General features: G+C 68.9%; 17 protein-coding genes. 2 read left to right on the plus strand and 15 right to left on the minus strand.

Features of this window, described 5'->3' with window-relative positions; translation table 11 throughout:
• Positions 1 to 16 precede the first annotated feature (16 nt).
• Both EDF46_RS02070 and EDF46_RS02075 read left to right on the plus strand, forming a co-directional pair.
• On the plus strand, positions 17 to 1,249 hold the full coding sequence (locus EDF46_RS02070) for a DUF349 domain-containing protein (protein WP_123504614.1): 1,233 nt from the start codon (positions 17 to 19) through the stop codon (positions 1,247 to 1,249).
• Between the two features lie 122 nt (positions 1,250 to 1,371).
• Complete coding sequence (locus EDF46_RS02075) at positions 1,372 to 1,875, plus strand: hypothetical protein (protein WP_123504615.1); 504 nt, start codon at positions 1,372 to 1,374, stop codon at positions 1,873 to 1,875.
• A gap of 229 nt (positions 1,876 to 2,104) precedes the next feature.
• Here EDF46_RS02075 and EDF46_RS02080 read toward each other — a convergent pair whose 3' ends face one another.
• The 15 genes from EDF46_RS02080 to EDF46_RS02150 all read right to left on the minus strand — a co-directional run bounded on the left by EDF46_RS02080 (position 2,105) and on the right by EDF46_RS02150 (position 17,151).
• Complete coding sequence (locus tag EDF46_RS02080; RefSeq protein ID WP_123504616.1) at positions 2,105 to 4,423, minus strand: bifunctional (p)ppGpp synthetase/guanosine-3',5'-bis(diphosphate) 3'-pyrophosphohydrolase; 2,319 nt, start codon at positions 4,421 to 4,423, stop codon at positions 2,105 to 2,107.
• Positions 4,424 to 4,492: 69 nt separating this feature from the next.
• Entirely contained in the window at positions 4,493 to 4,840 is a 348-nt protein-coding gene (locus EDF46_RS02085) for a rhodanese-like domain-containing protein (RefSeq protein WP_233579754.1), read from the minus strand.
• The gene (secF, locus tag EDF46_RS02090; RefSeq protein ID WP_123504617.1) at positions 4,837 to 5,823 is read right to left on the minus strand and encodes a protein translocase subunit SecF; all 987 of its coding nucleotides are present in this window, start codon (positions 5,821 to 5,823) and stop codon (positions 4,837 to 4,839) included. Before secF ends, EDF46_RS02085 begins: the two co-directional genes overlap by 4 nt.
• Positions 5,823 to 7,589 (minus strand): protein translocase subunit SecD, encoded by a 1,767-nt coding sequence (gene secD, locus EDF46_RS02095; protein ID WP_123504618.1) that lies wholly within the window; start codon positions 7,587 to 7,589, stop codon positions 5,823 to 5,825. The genes secF and secD overlap by 1 nt, the downstream gene beginning before the upstream one ends.
• A gap of 91 nt (positions 7,590 to 7,680) precedes the next feature.
• Entirely contained in the window at positions 7,681 to 8,088 is a 408-nt protein-coding gene (gene yajC, locus EDF46_RS02100) for a preprotein translocase subunit YajC (protein ID WP_123504619.1), read from the minus strand.
• Between the two features lie 86 nt (positions 8,089 to 8,174).
• Entirely contained in the window at positions 8,175 to 9,203 is a 1,029-nt protein-coding gene (gene ruvB / locus EDF46_RS02105) for a Holliday junction branch migration DNA helicase RuvB (RefSeq protein ID WP_123504620.1), read from the minus strand.
• Positions 9,200 to 9,811, minus strand: coding sequence for a Holliday junction branch migration protein RuvA (ruvA, locus tag EDF46_RS02110; RefSeq protein WP_123504621.1), 612 nt, complete (start codon positions 9,809 to 9,811; stop codon positions 9,200 to 9,202). Before ruvA ends, ruvB begins: the two co-directional genes overlap by 4 nt.
• On the minus strand, positions 9,808 to 10,389 hold the full coding sequence (ruvC, locus tag EDF46_RS02115) for a crossover junction endodeoxyribonuclease RuvC (RefSeq protein WP_123504622.1): 582 nt from the start codon (positions 10,387 to 10,389) through the stop codon (positions 9,808 to 9,810). Before ruvC ends, ruvA begins: the two co-directional genes overlap by 4 nt.
• 30 nt (positions 10,390 to 10,419) lie before the next feature.
• Positions 10,420 to 11,181, minus strand: a complete 762-nt coding sequence (locus EDF46_RS02120) for a YebC/PmpR family DNA-binding transcriptional regulator (RefSeq protein WP_123504623.1) — start codon at positions 11,179 to 11,181, stop codon at positions 10,420 to 10,422.
• 79 nt (positions 11,182 to 11,260) lie between these two features.
• A complete protein-coding gene (pdxT, locus tag EDF46_RS02125) occupies positions 11,261 to 11,848 on the minus strand; it encodes a pyridoxal 5'-phosphate synthase glutaminase subunit PdxT (RefSeq protein ID WP_370454032.1) in 588 nt (195 codons plus the stop codon).
• A 10-nt stretch (positions 11,849 to 11,858) separates the two neighbouring features.
• Positions 11,859 to 12,755, minus strand: coding sequence for a pyridoxal 5'-phosphate synthase lyase subunit PdxS (pdxS, locus tag EDF46_RS02130; protein WP_123504625.1), 897 nt, complete (start codon positions 12,753 to 12,755; stop codon positions 11,859 to 11,861).
• 6 nt (positions 12,756 to 12,761) lie between these two features.
• Positions 12,762 to 13,328 carry an HIT domain-containing protein gene (locus EDF46_RS02135; RefSeq protein ID WP_370454034.1) on the minus strand — a complete coding sequence of 189 codons (567 nt, stop codon included), beginning with the start codon at positions 13,326 to 13,328 and terminating at the stop codon, positions 12,762 to 12,764.
• 2 nt (positions 13,329 to 13,330) lie between these two features.
• On the minus strand, positions 13,331 to 15,340 hold the full coding sequence (gene thrS / locus EDF46_RS02140) for a threonine--tRNA ligase (protein WP_123504626.1): 2,010 nt from the start codon (positions 15,338 to 15,340) through the stop codon (positions 13,331 to 13,333).
• Positions 15,341 to 15,374: 34 nt separating this feature from the next.
• Positions 15,375 to 16,610, minus strand: a complete 1,236-nt coding sequence (locus tag EDF46_RS02145; protein ID WP_123504627.1) for a hypothetical protein — start codon at positions 16,608 to 16,610, stop codon at positions 15,375 to 15,377.
• The gene (locus EDF46_RS02150; protein ID WP_123504628.1) at positions 16,600 to 17,151 is read right to left on the minus strand and encodes an RNA polymerase sigma factor; all 552 of its coding nucleotides are present in this window, start codon (positions 17,149 to 17,151) and stop codon (positions 16,600 to 16,602) included. The genes EDF46_RS02145 and EDF46_RS02150 overlap by 11 nt, the downstream gene beginning before the upstream one ends.
• Positions 17,152 to 17,227: the final 76 nt, after the last annotated feature.

Below are 17,227 nucleotides of genomic sequence, written 5' to 3' on the forward strand. Positions count from 1 at the left end.
CCAGCAAGGTGGAATTGTGGCTACGAACGATCAGGCGCCCTGGGGCCGAGTCGATGACGACGGGACGGTCTACGTCCGCGAGGCAGAGGGCGAACGGGCCGTCGGCCAGTACCCGGACGCCACGCCCGAAGAGGCTCTCGCCTACTACCAGCGCAAGTTCACGGAGCTCGCCGGGCAGGTGACCCTGCTCGAGCAGCGCGTCAAGCGCGGTGCGAGTGCGTCCGACGTGTCGAAGGCCGTGGCGCACCTCAAAGAGGCGCTGACCGAGCCCAGTGCGGTCGGCGACATCGAGAACCTCCGCTCGAGGGTCGGCGCTCTCGACACCACCGTGGTCGAGCTCACGCAGCAGCAGAGCGCCGAGGCGCAGGAGGCGCAGAACGAGGCCATCGCGTACCGCACCGGTCTCGTCGTCGAGGCCGAGGCCCTGGCTGCGCAAGACCCGGCTCGCGTGCAGTGGAAGCAGGTGACCGCCTCCATCGACGACATCTTCGCCCGCTGGCAGAAGCACCAGCAGGAGGGCCCGCGCATTCCCAAGGGCGAGGGCAACGACCTCTGGAAGCGCTTCCGCGGCGCCCGCTCGACCATCGACACGCACCGCAAGGCGTTCTACGCCGAGCTCGACTCCGTTCACCGCGACGCGCGCCAGCGCAAGCAGGCACTGGTCGAGCAGGCCGACGCTCTCGCCCCGAAGGGCGCCGACGGGATTCCCGTCTACCGCTCGCTGCTCGACGACTGGAAGCGCGCCGGCCGCGCCGGAAAGAAGTACGACGACGCTCTCTGGGCCCGCTTCAAGGCCGCCGGCGACGTGCTCTACGGCGCCAAGAACGAGATCGTCGCGCAGGACGAAGCCGAGTACGGCGTCAACCTGGAGGCGAAGAAGGCTCTCCTCGACGAGGGCGAGAGCATCCTCGCGCTGACCGATCGGGTCGCCGCTCGCGACGCCCTGATCGCGTTGCAGACGAAGTTCGACGAGATCGGTCGCGTGCCACGCGACCAGGTCCGCCCGGTCGAGGACCGCCTGCGCAAGCTCGAGAGTCACGTGCGTCAGCTCGACGACGACTTCTGGCAAAAGAACAACCCGGAGCGCAAGGCTCGCTCGGAGGGCCTCGCCGGTCAGCTGCAGAGCGCGATCGCGAAGCTCGAGAACGAGCTGGAGGCCGCTCAGGCCTCCGGTGACAAGCGCGCGATCAAGGACGCCCAGGAGGCCCTGGACGCCCGCCGCATCTGGCTCGACGCGCTCGGCTCCTGACGCCTCGGCGCAGACGTTCCATCGCTGAAGTTCCATCGCTGAAGTTTCATCGCTGACGGGCGGTTCTCCACAGATTCGTGGAGGGCCGCCCGTCGTCGTCTCCGCTCAGCCACTCTGGTGGCATGACGACGACGCTCCCGCATCTGCTCTCCCCCGCCGACCTGCCCGCCGCCGAGCTGCAGGCCCTCGCCCTCGACGGCGACGTCTATCGGATCGACGAGCTGTTCTGCTCGGTCGCGGAGTTCGACGTGCCCTGGCGGCGGGCGGCGGCCGTCCACGAGCGGGGCGTGCTCGAGTCGGGCGCCGTGCTGGCCCGGCTCTCAGCGGCCTGGGTGTGGGGCGCGGTCGACGGTGCACCCGCGCTCGACGAGATGGCACGCGGCAGCCGGGATCGCCTCGACGAACTCGACCGGGTCGATTTCGGCTCGGTCGCGGTCACAGCGCCGGCTCGCACGGTCGTCGATCTGCTGCGCGAAGGCGGGTCGCGGTCGGGCACGCTGCGCGCTGCTGGCCGACTCGCACGGCTGCACCGGGTCGACCGGGCGGCGTGCGAGGCGGCGCTGGCGCGCTGCGCGCATCTGCCGAACGCGCGGGTTGCGGCGTCGCGGCTGGCGGCCGTGCTGTGATGTCGTGGCGCTGTGGCGCTCACGATGCGTGTTCGTTGGCGAGGATCTCGACGGGGTGCGTCCTTGTGGGGCGTGCACGCAGGGCGCGAATTCCTTCTCGGGCGCGCAGAGAACGCCGCTGCTCCTCGTCAGCGCAACAGGCGTCCTTTGATGAGGACGAGGGCGACTGCGCCTTGATGCACGACGGCACGCGGGCGCGCCGCGAGCTGCGCCAGGGCCTCCGCTCGGCCTAGCCGCCCGAGACGCGGTAGACGTCGTAGACGGCGTCGATGCGCCGGACGGCGTTGAGCACCCGGTCGAGGTGGGTGGTGTCGCCCATCTCGAACACGAAGCGACTGAGGGCCAGCCGCTCGGACGACGTGGACACGGTCGCCGAGAGAATATTCACGTGGTGCTCCGACAGCACGCGCGTGACGTCCGACAGCAGCCCCGACCGATCGAGCGCCTCGATCTGGATCTGCACGAGGAACACGCTCTTCGACGAGGGGGCCCACGAGACCTCGATCATGCGCTCGGGCTCGGTCATCAGGCTCTGCACGTTGTGACAGCTGGCCTGGTGCACGCTGACTCCCTGGCCGCGCGTGATGAAGCCGACGATCCCGTCGCCCGGCACCGGCGTGCAGCACTTGGCGAGCTTGACGAGGATGTCGGGCGCGCCGCGGACCAGCACGCCGGAGTCGCTGTTGCGGAGCGGTCGCTGCTTGCCCTTCGAGGGGAACTCGAGGTCGAGGTCGGTGTCGTCGTCAGTCTGCGTCTGCACGGCCGCGAGGATCTTCTCGATGACCGACTGCGTCGAGATGTGGCCCTCGCCGACAGCTGCGTAGAGCGCGGTGATGTCGTCGTACCGCATGGCGGTGGCGACCTCGGCGATGGAGTCCTGGCTCATCAGCTTCTGCAGCGGGAGGTTCTGCTTGCGCATGGCGCGGGCGATAGCGTCCTTGCCCTGCTCGACGGCCTCGTCGCGGCGCTCCTTGGTGAACCACTGCTTGATCTTGTTGCGGGCGCGGGGACTCTTGACGAAGTTCAGCCAGTCCTGAGACGGGCCGGAGTCGGGATTCTTCGACGTGAAGACCTCGACGACGTCGCCCGAGGTCAGGGTCGACTCGAGCGGGACGAGGCGGCCGTTGACCTTGGCGCCCATGGTGCGGTGGCCCACCTCGGTGTGCACGGCGTAGGCGAAGTCGACCGGGGTCGCGCCGTTGGGCAGGCCGATGACCTTGCCCTGCGGCGTGAAGACGTAGAGCTCCTTGGCGCCGATCTCGAAGCGGAGGCTGTCGAGGAACTCCCCTGGGTCGGCCGTCTCGGCCTGCCAGTCCGAGATGTGGGCGAGCCACGCCATGTCGGTCTCGGTCTTGGGGTCGGTCAGGTTGTCCTTGCCGCCGTTCATCCGCTGCTTGTACTTCCAGTGCGCTGCGACGCCGAACTCGGCGCGCTGGTGCATCTCGTGCGTGCGGATCTGGATCTCGACGGGGCGGCCCTTGGGGCCGATCACGGTCGTGTGTAGCGACTGGTACAGGTTGAACTTTGGCGTCGCGATGTAGTCCTTGAAGCGGCCCGGGATCGGGTTCCACCGCGCGTGGATCGAGCCCAGCACGGCATAGCAGTCGCGCAGCGAGTTGACCAGCACGCGGATGCCGACGAGGTCGTAGATCTCGTCGAACTCGCGACCGCGCACGATCATCTTCTGGTAGATCGAGTAGTACTGCTTCGGCCGGCCGACGACGTCGCCGCGGATCTTCGACGACTTGAGGTCGGACTTCACGGCGTTGATGACGTTCTGCACGAACTGCTCGCGCTGCGGCGTGCGCTGCTTCACCAGGCTGTCGATCTCGACGTAGAGCTTCGGGTGCAGCACGGCGAAGCTCAGGTCTTCGAGCTCCCACTTGATCGTCTGGATTCCGAGGCGGTGAGCCAGCGGCGCGTAGATCTCGAGCGTCTCGGTGGCCTTTCGGGTGGCCGAGGCGGACTCGACGAAGCCCCAGGTGCGCGCGTTGTGCAGGCGGTCGGCCAGCTTGATGACCAGGACGCGGATGTCTTTCGACATGGCGACGACCATCTTGCGGACGGTCTCGGCCTGAGCGCTGTCGCCGTACTTCAGCTTGTCGAGCTTGGTGACGCCGTCGACGAGCATAGCGATCTCGTCGCCGAAGTCGCGGCGCAGGGTGTCGAGCGCGTAGTCGGTGTCTTCCACGGTGTCGTGGAGGAGCGCGGCGGCGATCGTCTTGGCCCCGATGCCCAGGTCGGCCAGGATCTGCGCGACCGCGACGGGGTGCGTGATGTAGGGCTCGCCGCTCTTGCGGAACTGCCCCGTGTGAGCGCGCTCGGCGGTGACGTAGGCCCGGTCGATGATCGACAGGTCGGCCTTGGGGTGGTGCATCCGCACCGTCTTGATCAGACGGTCGACGGCGCCGGCGGGCTGGCTGCGCGAGAACAGGCGCGGCAGAAGAGTGCGCAGCGTCGCGGTGGAGGGCTGACCGCCCGGCGCGGAGCCGGGTCGACCGGACTCGCCGGGCGCAGGTGTCTCAGCCGTGGTGATCTCGGTCGTCATCCGGGCCTCCGTCGTTCGAGCCGCTCGGACGCAGTGCGGCCGAGTTTCGTCCAGGATAGGCGCTCGGCGTCAGCCGACGGACGGTTCGGCGCCGTTCTCGCTCGCCAGTTCGCCCTGAGCGTCACGCCAGGCGAGCATTCCGCCGAGCACGTCGACGGCGTCGATGCCGCGCTGGCGCAGGGCGTGGGTGACGCGGAAGGAGCGGCCGCCGACGTGGCACACGATGAGGACCTCGCGGTCGTCGGGCACCTCGTCGAGGCGTTCGCCGAGCTCGGACATCGGCAGCAGGTGTGCGTCAGGGGCGTGCCCGGCGTCCCACTCGTGCTGCTCGCGCACGTCGATCAGGTAGGCGCCGGACTTCACGGCCTCGACGGCCTCGACAGCCGTGATCTCTTCTCGGCCCGTGGGAGTGCTCACTGGGAGACGACCTCGTGCGCCTTCGTCTTCTTGTCGTCGGCTTTCTTGATCAGCGTCTCGTGGCCGCGGATCTGCGCGTAGACCGGGGCCGCGATGAAGATGGTCGAGTACGTGCCGACCAGGATGCCGATGAACAGCGAGAGGGAGATGTCGCGGAGCGTGCCGGCTCCGAGCAGCAGCGAGCCGATGAAGAGGATCGCCGCGACCGGGAGCAGGGCCACGACCGAGGTGTTGATCGAGCGGACCAGCGTCTGGTTGACGGCGAGGTTGACCGACTCGCCGAACGTCCGGGCCGAGCCGTTCTTGTCTTCGGCGTTGTTCTCGCGGATCTTGTCGAAGACCACGACGGTGTCGTACAGCGAGTAGCCGAGGATCGTCAGGAAGCCGATGACGGCCGCCGGCGACACCTGGAAGCCGAGGATGCCGTAGACGCCCGCCGTGATCACGAGGTCGTGGATCAGCGAGATCATGGCGGCCGCGGCCATCTTCCAGGTGCGGAAATAGATCGTCATGAAGATCGCGGCGAGGATCAGGAAGATCACCAGACCGCGAATGGCCTGCGTGGTGATGTCGCCGCCCCAGGTCGCGCCGATGAACGACGTGGCGACGTTCTTCTCCTGCACGTTGTACGCCTCGGCGAGCTTGATGCCGAGAGCGTCGGTCTGGCGGGTGGTCAGGTCGTTGACCTGGACGCGGACGGTGTCGCCGCCGACCACCGAGACGAGAGGCGTGGCGTCGGCCTTGTACGCCGTCACCGTGTCGATCGCCGTGGTCTGCTTCGGATCGGCGACGCCGGAGATCTGGTACTCCGAGCCCCCGGTGAAGTCGATGCTGAACTGGAACCCGCCGCGCGCGATCGGGATCAGGATCGACGCGAGGACCAGGAACGCGGCGATCGCGTACCAGATCTTGCGGCGCCCGACGATGTTGACGGAGCGGGCGCCGGTGTAGAGGTCGTTTCCGAACTGCGAGAAGCTGGCCATCAGGAGTCCTTCTCCGAGTCGTTCGTGTTCGTGGTGGTGCCCTGGTCGCCCCGGGCCTTCTCGGCGGCCCGGCGCTCGGCGATCGTCTGGCGGATAGCCGCCTCCTTGCCGCCGGCGCGCTTGCGCCCCGGCTCGACGGGAGCGCGGAACTGGGCGCGGCCGCGGTAGACGGCACCGAGCGCGTTCGGGTCGAGACCCGAGAACCGGTGGCCGCCGCCGAAGTAGTTGGTCCGCGCGATGAGGCGCAGCATCGGATGCGTGAACAGCACCACGACGACGATGTCGACGAGCGTGGTCAGCAGCAGGGTGAGAGCGAAGCCCTTGACGCTGCCGACGGCGAGGACGTACAGCGTGACCGCGGCCAGGAAGTTGACGGTGTCGGACGCCAGAATCGTGCGGATGGCGCGCGACCAGCCGTGCTCCACGGCCGATTCGAGCGGCCTGCCGTCACGTAGCTCGTCTCGTATTCGCTCGAAGTAGACGATGAACGAGTCGGCCGTGATTCCGATCGCCACGATCAGACCTGCCACGCCCGCCAGCGACAGGCGGTAGCCGTCGTGCCAGGAGAGGAAGTCGATGGTCAGATACGTGATGCCACCCGAGATCGCCAGCGACAGGATCGTGACGAAGGCGAGGGCGCGGTACTGGATGATCGAGTAGATGATCACCAGGATCAGCCCCACCAGGCCGGCGATGAGGCCCGAGAGCAGCTGGGTGGTGCCGAGCGTGGCGGAGATCACCTCGGTGCTCTGGACGTCGAAGCTGATGGGCAGCGCGCCGAACTTGAGCTGGTCGGCGAGCGTCTTCGCGGAGTCGGAGGTGAACGAGCCGGTGATCTGGGCCGAGCCGTCGGTGATGGCGCTGTTCGTCGACGGGGCCGTGATGACCAGGCCGTCGAGGACGATCGCGAACTGGTTGCGCGGAGCGGTCAGCGAGACCAGGCGGCTCGTGACGTCTTTGAACTCGGTCGTGCCCTTGCCGTTGAAGTTGATGTTGACGGCCCACTGCCCGGTGCTGTTGCCCTGGGAGTTGGTGGCGAGGCCGCTGGTCGCGTCGCTGATCGTGGAGCCCTCGACCTCGACCGGTCCGAGGATGAACTTCGACGTCGCGCCGCTGTCGTCGGTGGAGCAGGTGACGAGGGGTTCGGAGTCGGGCGCGTTCGTGACGTCGTCGGGAGCGGCGCAGTTGTAGTTCGTGTAGAGATCGGCCAGGCGGGCGCTGATCCAGCTGATGTCGGAGGCATCGGTCGGCTTCGCGGTCGGAGTCGCCTCGAGCGTCTTGCTGGGCACGTACGGCGTCGCGGACGCGGACGCCGAGGCGCCCACGGAGGAGTCGGCGACGGTCTCGGTGTAGAGCACCGGCCGGAAGGTCAGGCGCGCGGCCGACTCGATCCGCTTCAGGGTCTCGGCGTCGGGCCTGCCGGGAATCGACACGACGATGTTGTTTCGCCCCTGCGTGTTGATCTCGGCCTCGCTCACGCCGTTGGCGTTGACGCGCTGGCGGATGATCGACACGGCCTGGTTGAGCTGATCGGACGAGACGGTCTTGCCGCTCTGCAGCTGCGCCTGGAGGGTGATCTGCGTGCCGCCCTGGAGGTCGAGCGCGAGCTCCGGGACGAAGCTGGCGTTGCTCCACCACCCGTCGGTGGTGTTCGTCGTCTTGTGCAGGATGGTCGCTGCACCATTGAGCGCGGCGATCGCGGCCATGATGATCAGGAGCCACGTCAGTGAGCGAATGGCCTTCTTCGCGGGCGTCGATCGTGCCACGGAGGAACTCAGCTTTCTCAGGCAGCGCGGGCTCTCTCAGGAGCGGCCCGCGCCGGTTCGGTGCCCAGCCGGAAGGCCGAGCGCTGGACTGTCAGTGCTTGGTGTCGTCGTCGGTCGTGGGAGTCTGGTCGAGACGCTCGCCGTATGAGGGGTCGGTGGCAGGGATGGCCGAGTCTTTGTTGAGCGAGTAGCTCGCCGACGACGCATCGGCGACGGTGGGCTCGTCGACGGCGACGACCGGCTCGACGACGCGGCCCAGGGTCTGGCGGTGCACGCGGATGATCGTGCCGGGGGCGACCTCGACCTCGGCGATGTTCTCGTCGTCGTTGATCGAGACGATCGTGCCGTACAGGCCGAATGTCAGCATGACCTCGACGCCGGGCACGAGCTTGCTCTGCAGGTTCTGCTGCTCGGCGGCGCGCTTGCGGCGGTTGCGGAACATGAAGAAGATCAGCACCACCAGAAGGGCGAGCATCACGTAGGTGGTGGCATTCGACATGAATCAGTCTTCTTTCGCAGGTGAGGGAAGGTGTTGCCGCGTGGAATCAGACACGACCGCTGGAAGCCTTCGAGGATTATAGGACATCAGTCGAACAGCCCTCCTGTGCGCCGCGTCAGCCCGAAGTGCGCCCAGGCCTCCGGTGTGGCGATGCGGCCCCGGGGTGTGCGGGTGAGCAGGCCGACCCGGACGAGGAACGGCTCGACCACGGACTCGATCGTGTCGGACTCCTCGCCGACGGAGACCGCGAGGGTGTTGAGGCCGACCGGGCCGCCGTCGAAGCGGGTCAGGACGGTCTCGAGGACGGCGCGGTCGAGTCGGTCGAGGCCGAGAGCGTCGACGTCGTACAGTTCCAGCGCCGCCTTCACCGTGCGGATGTCGGCGGCCTGACCGTGCACCAGCGCGTAGTCGCGCACGCGGCGGAGCAGGCGGTTGGCGATGCGGGGCGTACCGCGCGACCGGCCGGCGATCTCGGCGAGGGCGTCCGTGTCGATGTCGATGTCGAGCAGCTTCGCGGCTCGGCGGATCACCTCTTCGAGCTCGGCCTCGTCGTAGAACTCCAGGTGCGCGGTGAATCCGAAGCGGTCGCGCAACGGGTTCGGCAGGAGGCCGGAGCGCGTCGTGGCGCCGACCAGCGTGAAGGCCGACAGCTCGAGCGGGATGCTCGTCGCACCCGCGCCCTTGCCGACCATGATGTCGATGCGGAAGTCCTCCATCGCGAGGTAGAGCATCTCTTCGGCCGACCGCGCCATGCGGTGGATCTCGTCGATGAAGAGGACCTCACCCGGCACGAGCGACGACAGCACGGCCGCGAGGTCGCCCGCGTGCTGGATGGCCGGGCCCGACGACATGCGCAGCGGCCGGTTGCTCTCGTGCGCCACGATCATGGCGAGCGTCGTCTTGCCGAGGCCGGGAGGGCCCGCGAGCAGGATGTGGTCGGGGGTGCGGCCCTGCATCGCTGCGGCCTTGAGCAGCAGCTCGAGCTGGCCGCGCACCTTGGTCTGGCCGACGAACTCGGTCAGCGACTTCGGGCGCAGAGCCCCCTCGAAGGCGAGCTCGGCGTCGGACTCGGGCTCGGGGTTGGTGAGGTCGTCGTCCACCGGGGCGGCGGTCATCGAGCGGATCCGGCGCGCTGCGGCCCGAGGCGGGTCAGCGCTGCCCGGAGGAGCGCAGGAACTGCGCCGGTCACCGACGGATCAGCGTCTTCGAGCACCGCATCGATCGCGGCCCCCGCGTCGCGCTCCGACCACCCGAGGCCGATGAGGGCGGTGAGCACGTCGGCCGACGTGGTGGTCGTCGCGGTGACGCTCGGCGCCTGCACGCGGATGTCGAGCTTGCCGGTGAGCTGCACGATGATCAGCTTCGCCGTCTTGGGGCCGATGCCCGACACTCGGCGGAATGCCGCGTCGTCTTCCGCGGCGACGGCCTGGGCGATCTGCGACGGCGTGAGGTGGCCGAGCACGCCGAGCGCCGACTTCGGGCCGACGCCGGTGACGCCGCGGAGGAGGTCGAACACCTCGAGCTCGTCGGCGGTCTGGAACCCGAAGAGCGAGAGGTCGTCCTCGCGGACGATGAGGGTCGTGAACAGGTGGGCGACCGTGCCGACGTGCATCGTCAGCGCGACCTGGGGCGTGACGGCGACCTTCAGCCCGACTCCCCCGACCTCCACGACGACCGTGGACCCGGCGGCGACGGCGACTGTGCCGCGGAGACTGGAGATCATCCCCCAAGCCTAGGAGTGCGGACCGACTTCTCGGCGTCGCGCCACGCACGCTGGGCGGGGGTGAGGGACCCGCCAAGCGTTCCTGCGACGGAATCGGGGGCGTTGCGGCGCCAGGCGTGGCAGATGGCGAGGGCCAGGGCGTCCGCGGCGTCGGCGGGCTTGGGCACCTCGGCGAGGCCGAGCAGACGGGCGACCATCGCGCCGACCTGCTTCTTGTCGGCGTTCCCGTAGCCGGTGACGGCGGCCTTCACCTCGGAGGGCGTGTGGAGCGCGACCGGGATGCCCCGCTCGGCGGCGGCGCGCAGGGCGAGGCCGCTGACCTGGGCCGTGCCCATGACGGTGCGGACGTTGTTCTGCGCGAAGACGCGCTCAATCGCCATGGCGTCGGGATGGAACTCGTCGACCAGCGCCTCGATGCCGCGCGCGATGATCAGCAGGCGCTGCTCGAGCGGAGCATCCGAGGCCGACCGGATCGTGTGGACCGACACCAGCCGGGGCACCCGGTTGGCGGCGACCTCGACGATGCCCACGCCGCAGCGGGTGAGGCCCGGGTCGACCCCGAGGACGCGGAGGCTCACGCCCGAGCCCCCGCCCTCATGGACGTGCGACTACTCGTCGTCGTCGAGCTCGGCCTGGACCTCGGCCGTGACGTCGATGTTGGAGTAGACGTTCTGCACGTCGTCGTCGTCGTCGAGCGCGTCGATGAGGCGGAACACCTTGCGCGCCGTCTCGACGTCGGCCTCGACCTTGAGGCCCGGAACGAACTCGATGTCGGCGGCGTCGTAGTCGATGCCGGCGGCCTGGAGAGCCGTGCGGGTCGGGACCAGGTCGCTCGGGTCGGTCTGCACCTCGAAGCCGGACCCCTGGTCGAAGACGTCTTCGGCACCCGCGTCGAGGACGGCGCCCATGACGTCGTCTTCGGTGAGGCCGTCGGTCTTCATGACGGTGATGACGCCCTTGCGCGCGAAGTTGTAGGCGACGCTGCCCGGGTCGGCCATCGTGCCGCCGTTGCGGCTCATGACGGTGCGGACGTTGGCGGCCGCGCGGTTCTTGTTGTCGGTGAGGCACTCGATCATGAGGGCGATGCCGTTGGCCGCGTAGCCCTCGTAGATGATCGTCTGGTAGTCGACGGCATCGCCTGTGAGGCCTGCACCGCGCTTGACGGCGCGGTCGATGTTGTCTTTGGGGACCGAGGTCTTCTTGGCCTTCTGGACGGCGTCGACCAGGGTCGGATTGCCCTCGAAGTCGGCTCCTCCCATCTTGGCCGCGACCTCGATGTTCTTGATCAGCTTCGCGAACGACTTCGCCCGCCGACCGTCGACGACGGCCTTCTGGTGCTTGGTCGTCGCCCACTTGGAATGCCCGGACACGGTGCTCCTGTCGTTGCTCTGTTCTCTGAGTCTGCGTTGCTCTGGTAGGAAAGTCTCGATAAGTGTACCGGCGGGGCGTTCAGGTCGTGCGAGCACGCACCTTGCCGAGGAAGTACTCGTGGAAGCGGTAGTCGTTCGTCATCTCGGGGTGGAACGACGTGCCGAGCAGGTCGCCCTGCTCGACCGCGACGACCCGGCCGTCGGCCAGGGTGCCCAGCGGAGTCGCTCGCTTCCCCACGGACTCCACCACGGGTGCGCGGATGAACACCGCGTGCACCGTGTCGCCGGGCAGGGCCGGAACGCTCAGGTCTTCTTCGAACGAGTCGCGCTGCGAGCCGAACGCGTTGCGGCGGACGGCGACGTCGAGGCCGCCGAGCGTCTGCTGGCCGGCCATGCCGTCGAGGATGCGGTCGGCCAGCATGATGAGACCGGCGCAGGTGCCGTAGACGGGCAGGCCCGCGGCGATGGCGGCCTTGAGCGGCTCGGCGAGGCCGAACGTGCGCGACAGCTTGTCCATGACGCTGGACTCGCCCCCGGGGATGATCAACCCGTCGACCTCGGCCAGCTCGGCCTCGCGCCGGACGGGCACCGCCGTCTCGCCGAGAGACGAGACGACGTTCAGGTGCTCGCGGAAGTCGCCCTGGAGGGCCAGGACCCCGATGCGCACTCTCGAGCCGTTACCAGCCACGCTCGGCGAGGCGGTGCGGCGCGGGGACGTCGGCGACGTTGATGCCCACCATGGCCTCGCCCAGCCCGCGGGAGGCCTCGGCGACGATCTTGGCGTCGTCGAAGAACGTGGTCGCCTTGACGATCGCGGCGGCACGGGCGGCCGGGTCGCCCGACTTGAAGATGCCGGAGCCGACGAAGACGCCGTCGGCGCCGAGCTGCATCATGAGCGCGGCGTCGGCGGGCGTCGCGACGCCGCCCGCCGTGAAGAGCACGACGGGGAGCTTGCCGGTGGCGGCGACCTCGCGGACGGTCTCGATCGGGGCCTGGAGCTCCTTGGCGGCGACGTAGAGCTCGTCGTCGCGGAGGTGGCGCAGGGCGGCGATCTCTTTCGTGATCGTCCGGATGTGTTTCGTGGCTTCGGAGACGTCGCCGGTGCCGGCCTCGCCCTTGGAGCGGATCATGGCCGCGCCCTCGGTGATGCGACGGAGCGCCTCGCCCAGGTTGGTGGCACCGCAGACGAAGGGCACGGTGAACTTCCACTTGTCGATGTGGTTCACGTAGTCGGCCGGGCTGAGCACCTCTGACTCGTCGATGTAGTCGACGCCGAGGGTCTCGAGGATCTGCGCCTCGACGAAGTGGCCGATGCGGGCCTTCGCCATGACGGGGATGTCGACGGCCTTGATGATCTCGTCGATCATGTCGGGGTCGGACATGCGAGCGACGCCGCCCTGCGCGCGGATGTCGGCGGGCACGCGCTCGAGGGCCATGACGGCGGTCGCGCCGGCCTCCTGCGCGATGGTCGCCTGCTCGACGTTGACGACGTCCATGATGACGCCGCCCTTGAGCATGTCGGCGAGGCCGCGCTTGACGAGGGAGGATCCGGTGGTGGGGGTGCTGTCGCTCATGGTCCCCTAGCTTACGGTGCGCGGCCTCCCGGTGCGCGGTGGCCACGCGGTCGCGACCGCCTCGCGGACGTCGCCGAGCAGCTGCGTGATCGCCTTCGTCTCGGCGATGATCGGGAAGAAGTTCGAGTCGCCGCCGTAGCGCGGCACGACGTGCTGGTGCAGGTGCGCGGCGATGCCAGCGCCGCCGACCGAGCCCTGGTTCATGCCGAGGTTGAATCCCTGGGCGTGCGAGACCTCGCGCAGCACGCGCATCGCGGTCTGCGACATCTCGCCGATCTCGGCGACCTCCTCGGCCGTGGCCTCGTCGTAGTTCGCGATGTGGCGGTACGGGCAGACGAGCAGGTGGCCGGGGTTGTACGGGAAGAGGTTCAGCAGCGCGTAGGCGTGCTCGCCGCGCGCGACGATCAGGACCTCGGCGTCGGGCTTCGACGGGGCGCTGCAGAACGGGCAGTCGTCGTCGTGCGCGCCCTGCCCCTTCTCGACGTAGACGGCGCGGTGCGGGGTCCAGAGGCGCTGGAACGCGTCGGGAGCCGCGGCGAAGTCGGCGGAGGACTCCGCCCCGGCCTCCGGCACGGTCAGACCTGCGCCTTGGTCTCGATGGCCTCGACGATCTTCGCGATCGCGTCGGCGACCGGGATGCCGTTCTCCTGCGAGCCGTCGCGGTACCGGAAGCTCACGCTGCCGGCCGCGCGGTCCTCCTCGCCGGCGATGAGCTGGAACGGGACCTTGGCCTTGGTGTGCGTGCGGATCTTCTTCGGCATGCGGTCGTTGCCGTGATCGATCTGCACGCGCACGCCCTCGGCGCGCAGCTGCGCGGCGATCTCGTCGAGGTAGGGGCCGTACTCGTCGGCCACCGGGATGCCGACGACCTGCACGGGCGACAGCCACACCGGGAAGGCGCCGGCGTAGTGCTCGGTCAGCACGCCGAAGAAGCGCTCGATCGAGCCGAACAGCGCTCGGTGGACCATGACGGGGCGCTGGTGCGTGCCGTCGGCCGCCGTGTAGTCGAGGTCGAAGCGCTCAGGCAGGTTGAAGTCGAGCTGGACGGTCGACATCTGCCAGGTGCGGCCGATCGCATCGCGCGCCTGGACGGAGATCTTCGGGCCGTAGAAGGCAGCGCCCGCGGGGTCGGGCACGAGCTCGAGGCCGGTCTCGCGAGCGACCTGCGCCAGCGTCTCGGTCGCCTCCTCCCAGGTGGCGTCGTCGCCGACGTACTTCTCGGGATCCTTCGTCGAGAGCTCGAGGTAGAAGTCGTTCAGGCCGTAGTCCTTGAGCAGCGACAGCACGAAGCCGAGCGTGTTCTTGAGCTCGTTCGCCATCTCCTCGCGGGTGGTGAAGATGTGAGCGTCGTCCTGGGTCATGCCGCGCACGCGGGTGAGGCCGTGGATGACGCCCGACTTCTCGTTGCGGTAGACGGTGCCGAACTCGAACAGGCGCAGCGGCAGGTCGCGGTACGAGCGGCCCTGCGAGCGGTACACGAGGATGTGCATCGGGCAGTTCATCGGCTTGAGGTAGTAGTCGGCGCCCTGGCGGACGATCTCGCCCTCCTCGTTGCGGGCCTCGTCGAGGTGCATGGCCGGGAACATGCCGTCTTTGTACCAGTCGAGGTGGCCCGAGGTCTCGTAGAGGTTCGCCTTGGTGATGTGGGGCGTGTAGACGAACTCGTAGCCCTCCTGCTCGTGGCGCTGGCGCGAGTAGTCCTCCATGGCGCGGCGGATGATGCCGCCCTTGGGGTGGAAGACGGCGAGGCCGGAGCCCAGCTCGTCGGGGAACGAGAACAGGTCGAGCTCGGCGCCCAGCTTGCGGTGGTCTCTCTTGGCGGCCTCCTCGAGGCGGGCGAGGTGCTCGCGCAGGTCGTCTTTCGTGGCCCAGGCGGTGCCGTAGATGCGCTGGAGCTGCTTGTTCTTCTCCGAGCCGCGCCAGTAGGCCGCGGCGTTGCGCATGAGCTTCCAGCCGTTCTGGATCAGGCGTGTCGACGGCAGGTGAGGGCCGCGGCAGAGGTCGCGCCAGACGACGTCGCCGGTCTTGGGGTCGACGTTGTCGTAGACGGTCAGCTCCGCGCCGCCGATCTCGACGCCGGCCTCGCCGGCGTCCTGGTCGAGGTCGGTGCCGCCCTTGAGGCCGATCAGCTCGAGCTTGTACGGCTCGTTCGCCATCAGGTCGCGGGCTTCGTCTTCGGAGACCACGCGGCGCACGAAGCGCTGGTTCGCCTTGACGATGCGCTCCATGACCTTCTCGATCGCCTTGAGGTCTTCCGGGGTGAAGGGCTCGGCGACGTCGAAGTCGAAGTAGAAGCCGTCGACGACGGGCGGGCCGATGCCGAGCTTGGCCTCGGGGTTGATCGACTGCACGGCCTGCGCCATGACGTGCGCCGTCGAGTGGCGCAGGATCTCGAGGCCCTGCGGCGAGTCGATCAGCACGGGCTCGGCCACAGTCCCGGGCAGGAACTCGCCGGCCATGTCGAAGAGCACGCCGTCGACGCGGACAGCCACCACCTCGCGCTGCGGGAACAGCTCGAAGCCCGTCGTCGTCTCCGTGACCTCGATCGGATCGATGGCGGTCGTGGGTTCTCCGGCGTCTGACACGTCTGTTCCTTTGCTTCAGGGGGTGGCGTCCAGCCTAGCGACCCTTCTGACCCGCGATCAGCGAGGCGGCGACCCTCACCAGTACGCCGAGGCGATCCGACCCGACTCCTGCTCCTTGGCCGACGCGAAGCCACGAGCCGTCGGTCTCGACGTCGATCAGGCAGCCCTCGGCCGGCGATGTGTCGCAGGTGGAGAACGCGGAGTCCGCGCCCTCGACCGTGATCGGCGTCCCGGCGTCGCCCTTCCGAGCCAGGCCCTCGAGCTGGCTTGCGCCTCCGACGGAGAGATCGGCGTTCATGGACTCATTCTCATCGACACCCGGCGTGCTCGCCTGCCAAGAGCAGAGCAGGCTCACATGCGAGTTCGAGATGACGTCCCCGCCGTCGGTCCCGGTGGCGAAGGGCTCAGTCACCGAAGCCGTGCCCAGAATCTCGTCGATCGGCGTGGCAGTGGCCATCGCGTCGCAGGTCGTCACGTCGGTCCAGATCGAGGTCGGCGGAGTCCACGGCTCCACGGCTGTGAGCGGGGCGAGCGCGCTCGCCATGTCGCGGATCACCGACGTCAGGGCGGCGGGAACGACGGTCGGGTGGTCGGCGGCCGTGTAGCTGGCAACGACCCAGAAGTCGCCCGCGACGAAGTTGACCGAGCAGTCCTCGTATGGACCCCCGCAGTACTGAGCCGAGACGCTGCCGACATTGGCCGCCGTCTCGCTGCCGCCCGCGATCCAGCCCGCGATCTGCTTGCGGCCCTCGGCCGCGTCGGCGAATGCCGAGATCTGCAGCGACGTCCCCATCCCGGATGCATCGTCGGAGTAGGAGCAGGTCAGCACGCCCTCGCTCTTGATCGTCGCCGTCACTGGCGACGCGGACGTCGGCGCGATCCAGGCGAGCGCCGGAGCGAGCCGCTGGAGGTCGCCGGCCTCGCCGAGTGCGCTGCAGGTGATCGGCACCGTGCTGCGCGGGCCCGCGACCGGCGTGGCCGTCTTGCTGGGCTGGGGAGGCGGAGCTGTGGTGGCCGTCGGCGACGGGGCCGGCGGAGCCGAAGTGACGGGGGCGACGGGGGCCGAGGCCGTGAACGGCGAGGGGACCAGACCGAGGGCGACCCCGCCGGAGGCCGCGCCGAGGCCCAGGAACGCGATGACGCCGAGGGCGATGCCCCAGTTCCGGCGCCGGCGCTTCACCGGGTGCGCGACGGCGCCCTCGAGGACGTTCTGCTTCATGGAGACGAGCATGCGGTTCAGGTCGTCTCCGGTGGGTGGCTCAGTGTTCACGGTCGGTCACCGCCTTCTTCAGTCGTGCTCGGGAGCGGAAGACCCGCTGGGTGACGGCGGTCACGGTGATCCCGAGGGATTCCGCGACCTCGGCGTAGGGCCTGCCCTCGATGAGGCAGAGCTCGCACACGCGCTGGTCGAGCGGCGAGAGGGCGGCGATCTCGTCGCGCACCCAGCGCAGCCGCTCTCGGGCGTCGGCCTCGTCGGCCGGCGCCGCGACCTCGTCGGTCAGCTCGTCGCTCTCGTGGCGTGCCCTCTTGCGTGCCAGGTTGAGCGCGTGGTTGCGGCACACGACCAGGAGCCAGGGCAGCAGCGACGACTCCCCCGCCGTCGTCGCGCCCGATACGGACCCCGCCTTCTGCCAGAACGTCAGGAACGTGTCCTGCACGATCTCCTCGACGTCCATCCGGCTCGATGCCAGTGCCCACGCGTAGCGGGTCACCGTCGGCGCGAACCGGTCGAAGACCAGCGCGAGCGCGTCCCGGTCGCCGGCGATCGTGCGTCGGACCAGGTCTGCGTCTGCCTCATGTGTGAGTTCCACTTCCACCCCCTTCACTAGAGGAGTGTCGCGGGCGCGGCGAACCTTTCACAATTCGTGGAACCTCCTCCGAGGTCGG

Origin of the sequence: Frondihabitans sp. PhB188, from assembly GCF_003752365.1 — a bacterium.
Lineage (GTDB): Bacteria > Actinomycetota > Actinomycetes > Actinomycetales > Microbacteriaceae > Frondihabitans.

Bases quoted from the DNA above. Each gene is read 5' to 3' on its own strand.
- ruvA (WP_123504621.1), bottom strand. From the start codon at position 9,811: ATGATCTCCAGTCTCCGCGGCACAGTCGCCGTCGCCGCCGGGTCCACG.
- secF (WP_123504617.1), bottom strand. From the start codon at position 5,823: ATGGCCAGCTTCTCGCAGTTCGGAAACGACCTCTACACCGGCGCCCGC.
- ruvB (WP_123504620.1), bottom strand. From the start codon at position 9,203: ATGACCGCCGCCCCGGTGGACGACGACCTCACCAACCCCGAGCCCGAG.
- EDF46_RS02075 (WP_123504615.1), top strand. From the start codon at position 1,372: ATGACGACGACGCTCCCGCATCTGCTCTCCCCCGCCGACCTGCCCGCC.
- EDF46_RS02080 (WP_123504616.1), bottom strand. From the start codon at position 4,423: ATGACGACCGAGATCACCACGGCTGAGACACCTGCGCCCGGCGAGTCC.
- pdxS (WP_123504625.1), bottom strand. From the start codon at position 12,755: ATGAGCGACAGCACCCCCACCACCGGATCCTCCCTCGTCAAGCGCGGC.
- yajC (WP_123504619.1), bottom strand. From the start codon at position 8,088: ATGTCGAATGCCACCACCTACGTGATGCTCGCCCTTCTGGTGGTGCTG.